At 38.7% G+C, this 11,261-nt stretch carries 6 protein-coding genes, 22 tRNA genes, 1 rRNA gene and 4 pseudogenes; 31 read left to right on the top strand and 2 right to left on the bottom strand.

Going from position 1 to position 11,261, the window contains the following annotated elements; genetic code table 11:
• Positions 1–65: 65 nt before the first annotated feature.
• The 28 genes and pseudogenes from rrf to MKX37_RS23900 all read left to right on the top strand — a co-directional run bounded on the left by rrf (position 66) and on the right by MKX37_RS23900 (position 6,009).
• A 5S ribosomal RNA gene (gene rrf / locus MKX37_RS24035) occupies positions 66–181 on the top strand.
• 5 nt (positions 182–186) lie between these two features.
• Positions 187–262 (top strand) — tRNA-Val (locus MKX37_RS24030).
• A 4-nt stretch (positions 263–266) separates the two neighbouring features.
• Positions 267–342 (top strand) — tRNA-Thr (locus MKX37_RS24025).
• A 10-nt stretch (positions 343–352) separates the two neighbouring features.
• Positions 353–428 (top strand) — tRNA-His (locus MKX37_RS24020).
• Positions 429–452: 24 nt separating this feature from the next.
• Positions 453–533, top strand: a tRNA-Leu gene (locus tag MKX37_RS24015).
• 29 nt (positions 534–562) lie between these two features.
• A tRNA-Gly gene (locus MKX37_RS24010) sits at positions 563–637 on the top strand.
• 16 nt (positions 638–653) lie between these two features.
• Positions 654–742: transfer RNA gene (locus MKX37_RS24005), tRNA-Leu, on the top strand.
• A 3-nt stretch (positions 743–745) separates the two neighbouring features.
• A tRNA-Arg gene (locus MKX37_RS24000) sits at positions 746–819 on the top strand.
• A gap of 11 nt (positions 820–830) precedes the next feature.
• Positions 831–904, top strand: a tRNA-Pro gene (locus tag MKX37_RS23995).
• A gap of 14 nt (positions 905–918) precedes the next feature.
• Positions 919–991 (top strand) — tRNA-Ala (locus tag MKX37_RS23990).
• A gap of 20 nt (positions 992–1,011) precedes the next feature.
• Positions 1,012–1,088 (top strand) — tRNA-Met (locus MKX37_RS23985).
• Between the two features lie 4 nt (positions 1,089–1,092).
• Positions 1,093–1,169 (top strand) — tRNA-Ile (locus MKX37_RS23980).
• 17 nt (positions 1,170–1,186) lie between these two features.
• Positions 1,187–1,279, top strand: a tRNA-Ser gene (locus tag MKX37_RS23975).
• Between the two features lie 27 nt (positions 1,280–1,306).
• A tRNA-Met gene (locus MKX37_RS23970) sits at positions 1,307–1,383 on the top strand.
• A gap of 3 nt (positions 1,384–1,386) precedes the next feature.
• Positions 1,387–1,462 (top strand) — tRNA-Asp (locus MKX37_RS23965).
• A gap of 15 nt (positions 1,463–1,477) precedes the next feature.
• Positions 1,478–1,553 (top strand) — tRNA-Phe (locus tag MKX37_RS23960).
• A 14-nt stretch (positions 1,554–1,567) separates the two neighbouring features.
• A tRNA-Thr gene (locus tag MKX37_RS23955) sits at positions 1,568–1,643 on the top strand.
• Between the two features lie 10 nt (positions 1,644–1,653).
• Positions 1,654–1,729 (top strand) — tRNA-Lys (locus MKX37_RS23950).
• 13 nt (positions 1,730–1,742) lie between these two features.
• Positions 1,743–1,813 (top strand) — tRNA-Gly (locus MKX37_RS23945).
• A 6-nt stretch (positions 1,814–1,819) separates the two neighbouring features.
• Positions 1,820–1,896: transfer RNA gene (locus MKX37_RS23940), tRNA-Ile, on the top strand.
• Positions 1,897–1,903: 7 nt separating this feature from the next.
• Positions 1,904–1,978 (top strand) — tRNA-Asn (locus MKX37_RS23935).
• A 6-nt stretch (positions 1,979–1,984) separates the two neighbouring features.
• Positions 1,985–2,075: transfer RNA gene (locus MKX37_RS23930), tRNA-Ser, on the top strand.
• Between the two features lie 6 nt (positions 2,076–2,081).
• Positions 2,082–2,153 (top strand) — tRNA-Glu (locus MKX37_RS23925).
• Positions 2,154–2,290: 137 nt separating this feature from the next.
• Positions 2,291–2,353, top strand: a pseudogene (locus tag MKX37_RS23920) (RNA polymerase sigma factor); the annotation flags it as partial.
• A 309-nt stretch (positions 2,354–2,662) separates the two neighbouring features.
• Positions 2,663–3,193, top strand: coding sequence for a sigma-70 family RNA polymerase sigma factor (locus MKX37_RS23915; protein WP_012261907.1), 531 nt, complete (start codon positions 2,663–2,665; stop codon positions 3,191–3,193).
• A complete protein-coding gene (locus tag MKX37_RS23910) occupies positions 3,186–4,214 on the top strand; it encodes a DUF4179 domain-containing protein (protein WP_012261906.1) in 1,029 nt (342 codons plus the stop codon). The genes MKX37_RS23915 and MKX37_RS23910 overlap by 8 nt, the downstream gene beginning before the upstream one ends.
• 170 nt (positions 4,215–4,384) lie before the next feature.
• Positions 4,385–4,641, top strand: a pseudogene (locus tag MKX37_RS23905) (IS4 family transposase); the annotation flags it as partial.
• 423 nt (positions 4,642–5,064) lie between these two features.
• Positions 5,065–6,009, top strand: a complete 945-nt coding sequence (locus MKX37_RS23900; protein WP_002129674.1) for an L-lactate dehydrogenase — start codon at positions 5,065–5,067, stop codon at positions 6,007–6,009.
• A gap of 173 nt (positions 6,010–6,182) precedes the next feature.
• Here the strand turns inward: MKX37_RS23900 and MKX37_RS23895 are convergent.
• Together MKX37_RS23895 and MKX37_RS23890 are read right to left on the bottom strand one after the other, a co-directional pair.
• Positions 6,183–6,536: pseudogene (locus tag MKX37_RS23895) on the bottom strand (dockerin type I domain-containing protein); the annotation flags it as partial.
• Positions 6,530–6,649, bottom strand: a pseudogene (locus tag MKX37_RS23890) (TasA family protein); the annotation flags it as partial. The pseudogenes MKX37_RS23895 and MKX37_RS23890, both read right to left, overlap by 7 nt.
• 470 nt (positions 6,650–7,119) lie before the next feature.
• On the opposite strand from MKX37_RS23890, the gene glgB reads away from it, so the two are divergent.
• The 3 genes from glgB to glgD are packed head-to-tail and all read left to right on the top strand — an operon-like array spanning position 7,120 to position 11,188.
• On the top strand, positions 7,120–9,057 hold the full coding sequence (gene glgB / locus MKX37_RS23885) for a 1,4-alpha-glucan branching protein GlgB (protein ID WP_002167470.1): 1,938 nt from the start codon (positions 7,120–7,122) through the stop codon (positions 9,055–9,057).
• Complete coding sequence (gene glgC / locus MKX37_RS23880) at positions 9,005–10,135, top strand: glucose-1-phosphate adenylyltransferase (RefSeq protein WP_002129671.1); 1,131 nt, start codon at positions 9,005–9,007, stop codon at positions 10,133–10,135. The genes glgB and glgC overlap by 53 nt, the downstream gene beginning before the upstream one ends.
• A gap of 18 nt (positions 10,136–10,153) precedes the next feature.
• Complete coding sequence (gene glgD, locus MKX37_RS23875) at positions 10,154–11,188, top strand: glucose-1-phosphate adenylyltransferase subunit GlgD (protein ID WP_078206441.1); 1,035 nt, start codon at positions 10,154–10,156, stop codon at positions 11,186–11,188.
• Positions 11,189–11,261 lie beyond the last annotated feature (73 nt).

Here is an 11,261-nt window from a genome sequence, read left to right as displayed (position 1 = left end):
ATAAAAAACTTGTTGACTTTAAATGTCGAATAAGTTATGATAATTCTTGTCTTAAATGAATACAGTCTGGTAATGATGGCAGAGAGGTCACACCCGTTCCCATACCGAACACGGAAGTTAAGCTCTCTAGCGCCGATGGTAGTTGGGACCTTGTCCCTGTGAGAGTAGGACGTTGCCAGGCAATTCGGAGGATTAGCTCAGCTGGGAGAGCACCTGCCTTACAAGCAGGGGGTCGGCGGTTCGATCCCGTCATCCTCCACCATTTAGCCGACTTAGCTCAATTGGTAGAGCAACTGACTTGTAATCAGTAGGTTGGGGGTTCAAGTCCTCTAGTCGGCACCAGAAAATCATGGCGGTTGTGGCGAAGTGGTTAACGCACCGGATTGTGGCTCCGGCACTCGTGGGTTCAATTCCCATCAGTCGCCCCATTTTTTCTTTTTAAATTATAATATGCGGGTGTGGCGGAATTGGCAGACGCACTAGACTTAGGATCTAGCGCCTTTGGCGTGGGGGTTCGACTCCCTTCACCCGCACTTTTAATAAAATAACTCAAACATGTCTTGCGGAAGTAGTTCAGTGGTAGAATACAACCTTGCCAAGGTTGGGGTCGCGGGTTCGAATCCCGTCTTCCGCTCCAATTTTCAGTATGACATGCCGGGGTGGCGGAACAGGCAGACGCACAGGACTTAAAATCCTGCGGTGGGTGACCACCGTGCGGGTTCGACCCCCGCCCTCGGCACCATATGCGCCCGTAGCTCAATTGGATAGAGCGTTTGACTACGGATCAAGAGGTTAGGGGTTCGACTCCTCTCGGGCGCGTTTTTTATTAACGGGAAGTGGCTCAGCTTGGTAGAGCACCTGGTTTGGGACCAGGGGGTCGCAGGTTCAAATCCTGTCTTCCCGATATTTTCAAAATATGGGGCCTTAGCTCAGCTGGGAGAGCGCCTGCCTTGCACGCAGGAGGTCAGCGGTTCGATCCCGCTAGGCTCCACTTATTTGAATATAACTTATGGCGGTGTAGCTCAGCTGGCTAGAGCGTACGGTTCATACCCGTGAGGTCGGGGGTTCGATCCCCTCCGCCGCTACCATAAAGGACCTTTAGCTCAGCTGGTTAGAGCAGACGGCTCATAACCGTCCGGTCGTAGGTTCGAGTCCTACAAGGTCCACCACTCAAAGTTCATATCTCGGAGGTATACCCAAGTTCGGCTGAAGGGATCGGTCTTGAAAACCGACAGGCGGCGAGAGTCGCGCGGGGGTTCGAATCCCTCTACCTCCTCCATTTTTTCTAAATTAAATATTATATCATCGCGGGGTGGAGCAGTACGGTAGCTCGTCGGGCTCATAACCCGAAGGTCGCAGGTTCAAATCCTGTCCCCGCAACCAAATGGTCCCGTGGTGTAGTGGTTAACATGCCTGCCTGTCACGCAGGAGATCGCCGGTTCGACCCCGGTCGGGACCGCCATTTTTTTTACATAAAGGCTCGGTAGCTCAGTCGGTAGAGCAGAGGACTGAAAATCCTCGTGTCGGCGGTTCGATTCCGTCCCGAGCCACCATTTTGAAATCGCAAGCCGGCTTAGCTCAATTGGTAGAGCAACTGACTTGTAATCAGTAGGTTGGGGGTTCAAGTCCTCTAGCCGGCACCACTTTCAAAATGAGCCATTAGCTCAGTTGGTAGAGCATCTGACTTTTAATCAGAGGGTCGAAGGTTCGAATCCTTCATGGCTCACCATTTTTAATTTAATGCGGGTGTAGTTTAGTGGTAAAACAAGAGCCTTCCAAGCTCTGGTCGAGAGTTCGATTCTCTTCACCCGCTTTTTATGGGCCTATAGCTCAGCTGGTTAGAGCGCACGCCTGATAAGCGTGAGGTCGATGGTTCGAGTCCATTTAGGCCCACCATAATTATTCCGCAGTAGCTCAGTGGTAGAGCTATCGGCTGTTAACCGATCGGTCGTAGGTTCGAGTCCTACCTGCGGAGCCATATTATAGAGAAGTACCCAAGTGGCTCAAGGGGCTCCCCTGCTAAGGGAGTAGATCGCGAACGCGGTGCGAGGGTTCGAATCCCTTCTTCTCTGCCAGATTTTGGCCCGTTGGTCAAGTGGTTAAGACACCGCCCTTTCACGGCGGTAACACGGGTTCGAATCCCGTACGGGTCATACTAAAAGAGATAGCATAATCTGCTATCTCTTTTTTGTTGTATAAAAGTGGACTTTGAATAGTCTGCTTTTTTTTTATGGATTTCTTGTATACTTTTTTCTATTTGAATCGTCTAACTAATAGAAAAGAGAGAGCGATGGAGTATGAAAAGCTTATTATAGAAACATCAAAAAGTATTTATAGATATTTGCTTAAAATAGAGCTAACATCACATGCCCATCAAGCTAAGATTTTAAGACACCCCCATAACGAGAATTTTACCTTTTTTACAGTTATTTATGAGAATTCAGCTCGTTTTTCCGTTTTGGGAGATCTTTTTTACTTTAAATTTGGTATGAACAAGCTATATATTTGGCTCTTATTTCTATCTGGATTTCTGGTGTCTTTTCTTTAATGCTGGATATTAATCATTGCAATAAGTTGTAGGAGATTTATGTATATGCACTTATTTTTGCAACCTTTTTATTCTCTCATTCGACTATATTAGTAAAGAGAGGAAGAAATAAAAATGGACATAGCCTATCTAGTAAAACAAGCAACAAGAGGAAATGATCAAGCATTTGAACAACTTATTACTTTTGTTCGCCCGAAATTATATCGAACAGCCTATTCTTATGTAAGAAATGAACAAGATGCACTGGATATATACCAAGAAACAATTTATGAAGCATATCTTTCACTGAGAAAATTAAAAAAGCCGGAGAAATTTCAAAGTTGGATTACCAAAATTCTTGTTTTTAAATCCATTGATTTTGTAAGAAAATCCTCTAGACAATTTGTTGCGAATGATGAAATATTTGCTAATTTATGTACAGAAGAAAGCATGAATAAATTAGAACAATCATTGGATTTAACCGAGGCATTTAATTTCTTAGATCCTACTTACAAAACTATTATTTTATTAAGGTATTATCACGATTTATCTATTAAGGAAATTGCTGAGGTTCTTAACTCTCCAGAAGGAACGGTAAAATCTCAATTACATCGAGCAAAGCAAGCCTTACGCCCCATTTTAAAGGAGGGATATAGTTATGAATAAAGAAGAATTTAATCACCATATCAATGATATTCCTATACCAGAAGACCGGTTAATTCAAAGAGAAAAAACAGCCATGCTTCAAGCTAAGAAAAATCAATACCGTAGAAAAAAAACAATCAAGTATTCTAGTCTTGTTGCTTGTGGAATATGTGTTTCTCTCTTAGGTTTTGGATTCATTTCTCCTGCTATGGCAAAGACTTTATCGAGTGTTCCAGTTATAGGCCCCATTTATGCACAATTTAATGATATTGCTTCTGATAAAATTGAAAAGGATGAGCTTGCTACATCAATTGAAAGACAAGATAACCATAGTGGTTTAACGATGAATGTGAAAGAAGCTGTTTACGATGGCGGACGTTTAGTGATCACGGTGGAATACAAAGGAGAAAATACTATTTCCAATAGCAATGAAGAGAAAGCTGGATTTAGTTATGTAACCATTAATGGGAAAGAGGTCAGAGCTGCAATTAGTTCTACTTCACAGAAGTCAAAAGGACGAAACACCATTATTGAGCAGCATGAATTCACTCTGGCTAATTACGGTGAATTTGGTGATAAAATTGATGTTTCCGTCCATGGAGAAGATTTATTTGGAAAAGCAGGAACATGGAATGTAGCATTTCCTCTTACAAAAGTTGAAGGTGAGATTCGTAAATTTACTCCTAATATAAAAACATTAACGAAAGATAATCTGTATGCATTAACAGTAGATCAAGTAACTTTTTCTTCACTTTCAACGAGGATTGATTTGACCTTTGATTATCCAAAAGAAATGGAAGCTAATGATAGTTGGCCAGCACTTGATTATACTGTCACTGATGATAAAGGAAAAATCTACGAAGGAGTCAGCTTGCAAGTTGGTAGCACGGGACTATACGGACACCATATTGTTTTAGCTCTTCCACCAATGGATAATCCTCCAAAATCCTTAACAATTAAACCTACGTATCTTAGTGGTCAAAATGATACTTTAAAAAATGGAGGTTCTGAAGATTTAAAAATGACTGTTTTACTACAATAATTGAAGGGCTTTGCTAGGTTTCCATGTCTATTGACGGTTAATAAGTGACGTTGTGTTAACTTGATGTGTATGGAAAAAACATCACTATCAAGCTAAGATAAATTTGTATCCATGTAATCAAAAAAACGCTATTCTTTTTGTAGAATTATACAGAAAGGATGGCGTTTTTGATGAAGTCTATCATTTCAAATGAACTGGACCTTTTCGCACAAGAGCTCCAGTAGTCCTACAAGAGATCGCCAAACAAGTTGGTTTTATACAGCGATCTAGCAAGTATCAAGCAAACGAACTCATTGCCCTTTGCGTATGGCTCAGTCAAGAAATTGCTAGCACATCATTTATACAATTGTGCAGTCAGTTAGAAGTTTCTACAGGTGTACTTATGAGCTCAGAAGGACTGAATCAACGCTTTAATCCAGAAGCTGTCTTTCAATAGGTGATCTACTGAAGGCAGCTTCTTTATGCTGTTATTATTATAGGGTTTTGTCGGTAAGTCGATATTCCTTGTCGAATCGTTGATATATTTTGAGTTACGGTAGATATATTCTAAAAATCGTTGATATATTTAAATAATCGTCGATATAATTTCACTTACCGATAAAAAACCTAAGAAAAACCCTTTCACAATCTAAAGAAAACGCCTCCATTGAGATGGATTTCACCCGCACTCTAATAACTTTACACCCTATGTGAAAAAGTTCACAAATAGGTCATAATTTGTGAAGGAATTCACAATAATCCGTGCTACAATATGTATGTAAAGAAGTTAAACAACATTAAATTAGTATTTTAATTAATTACTTAAACAATAATAAAAAATAGATATAAACAATTGAAAGGGGAAATTAACATGAAAAAAGGTATCAATCGCGTAGTATTAGTAGGAACAGGAGCTGTAGGTTGTAGTTACGCTTACTCAATGATCAACCAAGGTGTAGCTGAAGAATTCGTACTAGTAGATGTTAATGAAGCAAAAGCAGAAGGAGAAGCAATGGACTTAAGCCATGCGGTACCATTCTCTCCAGCACCAACAAAAGTTTGGAGCGGTAGCTATGCAGATTGTAAAGATGCAGATTTAGTAGTTATCACTGCTGGATTACCACAAAAGCCAGGCGAAACTCGTTTAGACTTAGTTGAGAAAAATACAAAGATCTTTAAACAAATCGTTCGCGGTATTATGGATAGCGGATTCGATGGAATCTTCTTAATCGCAACTAACCCAGTTGATATTTTAACTTACGTAACTTGGAAAGAATCTGGTTTACCGAAAGAGCGCGTAATCGGTTCTGGTACTACTTTAGACTCTGCTCGTTTCCGTTACATGTTAGGTGACTACTTAGATGTAGATCCACGTAACGTTCATGCTTACATCGTTGGTGAGCACGGTGACACTGAACTTCCAGTATGGAGCCACGCTACTGTAGGTGTACAAAAACTAGAAACAATCTTAGCGAACAACGAACAGTATAACCAAGAAGATTTAGATAAAATCTTTGAAAATGTACGCGATGCAGCTTACCACATTATTGAGCGTAAAGGCGCAACTTACTACGGAATCGGTATGTCACTACTTCGTGTAACTAAAGCAATCTTAAGCAACGAGAACAGCGTATTAACTGTATCGGCATACCTTGAAGGTCAATATGGTGAGAAAGATGCTTTCGTAGGTGTTCCAGCTGTTATTAACCGCGAAGGTGTACGTGAAATCGTAGAACTTGAGCTAAATGAAGAAGAAAAAGCGAAATTCGCTCATTCTGTAAAAGTATTAAAAGAAACAATGGCACCAGTACTATAATAATTGCTAAATAATTCAGAGGCGGGAAACTGCTTCCTACCTCTGAGTTTTTATATAATTTAATATAAATTCCTTTTCCGGTTTCCCTTGTATATCCCCAATATACCCCTTTTGCTGGATAAGGGTCGTTTATAGAAAAGAGCACTCTACTTTATATAGAGTGCTCTTTATTATTATTTTTTAGGTGTTAATCCTAATTTCTTTAAAATATCTGCCAGTGTACCGCTTTTTGATTTTTCTACAGGTGTTTGTGATTTTGCTGCATCTGGTCCTTTTTTCAAGAATTTCTTTTCTACGAAGCGAATGTCTTTTTCGTCGACGATGCCGTCATTATTAAGATCGCCATCTTTTACAGATACTCCTTTTTTACCATAGTTATTAGCGATAATTTCAGCATCTTTAATATCAATTATTTTATCGCCATTTACGTCGCCTGCAAGGTTTTCATCTGGACGAGCATATTAATATTGACCGAGTAGCTTACCATCTTTTTCAGTACCTAATTTCGTTGTTAGACGGTTTGAAATGAATTACCCGATGTTTCAGAATCACTGAAATAGGCGAATACACCGCCGAATGTAAGGGATAAGCCAAGTGAAGCTGTGACAACTCCCATTCCAACCTTTTGTTTTAATGACATAAGAAAGCCCCCTAATTTAATTTTTATCAGACTTTCGCCTGGAGCATCGATAGAGTAAACATAGTGTTTCAGTATGAATTATATTTGCGAAGGTTCAATGTTCTTTATTGAGAATGAGTATATGCTTATGAATTTTCCATTTCAATAAAATTGTGACAAAAAATATTGAGAAACATTTTTTTATGACAGATTATTTTGTTACGATTTTAAGTGATAAATAGCGAGTAAAATAGGATAAATCTTATGAAATAAAGGTTGAGAAATAAATAATAGGATGAAAGGCTAGTAGGAAATGAAGCGTTTGCAATGAATATTCGTCAAAATTCGATAATTTACACGGAAAATGTGAAAATTTTAAGTGAAATTTAAGAAAAAAACGAATATTTTTTAAAAAATAACAAGGATATTTCAGTTTTTCGCAGAAATGATAAAGAGTAAAAAATTTCTGTCATCTTAGTGAGGTGAACATATTGGATGTAATAAATTGTGAAGAAGTGAAACGAGATGAGTTTCATACAGAAAAGTACTATGACAGTTATAACATCTTTGGCGCACATATTGTGACGGAAGATGGGATGCGAGGTGTACGATTCACAGTATGGGCTCCTCATGCGAAAGCAATGAGTGTTGTTGGGGATTTTAATGAATGGGATTATGAGCAACATAAGATGCTACAAGTGACAGAAGAGGGGATTTGGTCCTTGTTTGTACCGCATATTGAAGAGAATGATATATATAAGTATGCGATTGAAACGATGGATGGTGACGTTATTTTAAAAGCGGATCCTTATGCAGTATATGCAGAAGTAAGACCAAATACGGCATCTGTAGTTTTTGATATAGAGGGATATGAATGGAATGATAAAAACTGGATTCGTAAGAGAAAGAAAAAATCGATTTATAAAGAAGCGATGACAGTTTATGAATTACATTTCGGTTCTTGGAAAAAGAAAGAAGATGGCGCTCTGTATTCTTACAGAGAAATGGCCGAGGAGCTCATTCCGTATGTGGTGGAACATCAATTTACACATATTGAAATTATGCCGCTTGTTGAGCATCCATATGATCGTTCTTGGGGATATCAAGGAACAGGATATTATGCAGCGACAAGTAGATTCGGCACGCCACATGATTTGATGTATTTTGTCGATGAATGTCATAAATATGGAATCGGTGTCATTTTAGATTGGGTACCGGGGCATTTTTGTAAAGATGCTCACGGTTTATATTTGTTTGATGGGACACCGACTTATGAATATAAAGATAGAGACGTACAAGAAAACCTTGTATGGGGAACTGTTAATTTTGATTTAGGGAAGAGAGAAGTACGTAATTTCTTAATTTCAAATGCGTTATTTTGGATGAAGTATTTCCATATTGATGGTTTCAGGGTAGATGCAGTTGCGAATATGCTGTACTGGAATAAAGAAGGAAAAGAGCAAAGCAATGAACACGCCGTTTCTTTCTTACGAGAGTTAAATGAAGCCGTGTTTGCAGAAGATGAAGAGTTTCTTATGACAGCGGAAGATTCAACAGCTTGGCCACTTGTAACAGCTCCAACATACGAGGGTGGACTTGGATTCAATTATAAATGGAATATGGGTTGGATGAATGACGTGCTGAAATATATGGAATGTGCGCCAGAGTACCGGAAATACATTCATGAGAAAATGACATTCTCTTTAATATATGCTCACTCTGAAAACTTCATATTGCCGCTTTCTCATGATGAAGTCGTTCATGGGAAAAAGTCGTTATTAAATAAAATGCCGGGAGATTACTGGGATAAGTTTGCTCAGCTTCGTTTATTATATGGATATTTCTTTACTCATCCAGGTAAGAAATTACTCTTTATGGGTGGAGAATTCGGGCAATTTGATGAGTGGAAAGACCTTGAAGATTTAGATTGGAATTTACATGATTTTGAAATGCATCGTAATATGCATGATTACTTTAAAGAGCTCATAGCATTGTATAAGCGCTCAAAACCACTTTGGCAGTTAGATCACTCGCCTGAAGGATTTCAGTGGATTGATGCTAATAATAATGAGCAAAGTATTTTCTCGTTTATCCGCCAAGGGGATAAGCAGGAAGATGCGTTAGTTGTCGTATGTAATTTTACGAAAGCTACATATGAAAACTATAAAGTAGGTGTACCAGATTTCGAGTACTATAACGAAATTTTAAACAGTGACTCGGCGCAATATGGCGGATCGGGGCAAGTTAATAAGAAACGTCTCAAGACGATTCTAGAGCCATATCATAATCAAGCGGCACATGTAGAAATTACAATTCCACCATTTGGCGTATCCATATTACGACCAGTGAAGACGAGAAAGGGGAGCAAAAAACAAGATGGCTCAAAAACAAAAGTGCGTAGCAATGTTACTAGCAGGGGGAAAAGGTAGTCGTTTAAGTGCATTAACAAAAAATTTAGCCAAGCCAGCTGTTCCATTTGGTGGTAAATATCGCATTATTGATTTTACGTTAAGTAACTGTGCAAACTCCGGTATTGAAACGGTGGGGATTTTAACACAATATCAACCGTTAGAACTTCATAATTATATTGGAATCGGAAATGCTTGGGATCTTGATCGTGTAAACGGTGGAGTCACTGTGTTACCTCCTTATGCGGAGTCTTCAGGTGTGAAGTGGTATACAGGTACGGCAAGTGCTATTTATCAAAACTTAAACTATTTAAGTCAGTATGAACCAGAATATGTCCTTATTTTATCAGGCGATCATATTTATAAAATGGATTACAGCAAAATGCTAGATTACCATATTGAGAAAGAAGCGGACGTTTCGATTTCTGTTATTGAAGTGCCGTGGGATGAAGCAAGTCGCTTTGGCATCATGAATACAAATGAAGAGATGGAAGTTGTTGAATTTGAGGAGAAACCGCAATTTCCAAGAAGTAATCTTGCATCAATGGGAATTTATATTTTTAACTGGGCTATTTTAAAAGAATATTTAGAGATGGATGCAAGAAACCCTGAATCTAGTAATGACTTCGGAAAAGATGTACTTCCGCTTTTATTAGATGAAGGGAAGAAGTTGATGGCGTATCCGTTTGAAGGATATTGGAAAGATGTTGGAACGGTGAAAAGCTTATGGGAAGCGAATATGGATTTACTTCGCGATGAAACATCGTTGAACTTGAACGATCGTAATTGGCGCATTTATTCTGTAAATCCAAACGAGCCACCTCAATATATTGCAGAAAAGGCAAAAGTAGAAGAGTCACTTATTAATGAAGGGTGCGTCATTGAAGGGGACGTGAAGCATTCTGTTTTATTCCAAGGAGTGACGGTGGAAGAAGGTAGTATGGTAATCGATTCTGTCGTTATGCCGGGGGCAAAGATTGGTAAAAACGTTGTGATTGAAAGAGCGATCGTTGGATCGGAAATGGTTATTGAAGATGGGACAATAATTCGTCCAGAAAAAAATGTTGATGATGTAGTACTAATTGCTGAAGGAAAATAGAAAAGGGGGATGAAATGAATGGGAGAAAAAATGTTAGGAATTATTAATGCAACGGGAAGTTTTCCTTCCTTAAAGAAAGTAACAGGGCATCGTTCATTAGCGGCGTTACCGTTTGGAGGCCGTTACCGCCTCATTGATTTCATGCTTTCAAATATGGTGAATTCTAATATTCATAGCGTGGCGGTTTTTACAAGTCATAAAAATCGTTCTTTAATGGATCATGTCGGTTCAGGAAAACAGTGGGATTTAGATAGAAAGCGTGATGGACTGTTTTTATTCCCACCGAACTGCCAATGTGATCATGACGAATTTGGATCTTTTGCACATTTTAGAAGACATATTGATTATTTTCTAAGAAGCAGAGAAGAATATGTTGTTATTACGAATAGCCATCTTGTAACAGCGTTAAACTTTCAAGCGGTGTTAGAGCGACATATACATACGTCTGCAGATATTACTGAAGTTTGTCATGAAGGGGTTTCGCTTCAAACATATGTGTTAAAGAAACAATTATTGCTAGACTTATTTGAGGCATATAAAGATGTGGAGCAATACAGTTTATTTGATGTAGTGAGAGAAAAGAGCGGGAAATCACTGCATATTACTACGTACGAACATACAGGATATGTAGCTATTATTGATTCTATTGAAAGTTACTATAAACATAGCCTAGAAATTTTGCAGCCTTCTATTTGGAAGCAATTATTTAAGAAAGAAGCACCAATCTTTACGAAAGTAAAAGATGAGCCACCAACTCGTTATATGAAGGGTGCAGTCGTGAAAAATACGATGATTGCAAACGGCAGTATTATTGAGGGTGAAGTAGAAAATAGTGTTGTCTCCCGTTCTGTTAAAATTGGAAAAGGTTCAATTGTTCGTAATAGTATTATTATGCAAAAGAGCCAAATTGGAGATAATTGCATAATAGACGGTGTTATTATCGATAAAGATGTGAAAATTGGCGACGGCGTAGTGTTAAAAGGAAATGCCGATGAGCCATATGTTGTAGAAAAAGGTAGTGTACAAAATAGTACAATCAACAGTTATTCGTAAATAGCAGGTGCATAATTAGTGGGGGATTTAGAAAACCCCCACTAATTAAGGTTTTACTCTATATGAAAACTTG

Origin of the sequence: Bacillus sp. FSL R5-0709, assembly GCF_038004785.1 — a bacterium.
Lineage (GTDB): Bacteria > Bacillota > Bacilli > Bacillales > Bacillaceae_G > Bacillus_A > Bacillus_A mycoides.
The sequence above is the reverse complement of the archived record's forward strand: the minus strand, read 5'-3'. Positions and strand labels throughout refer to the sequence as shown.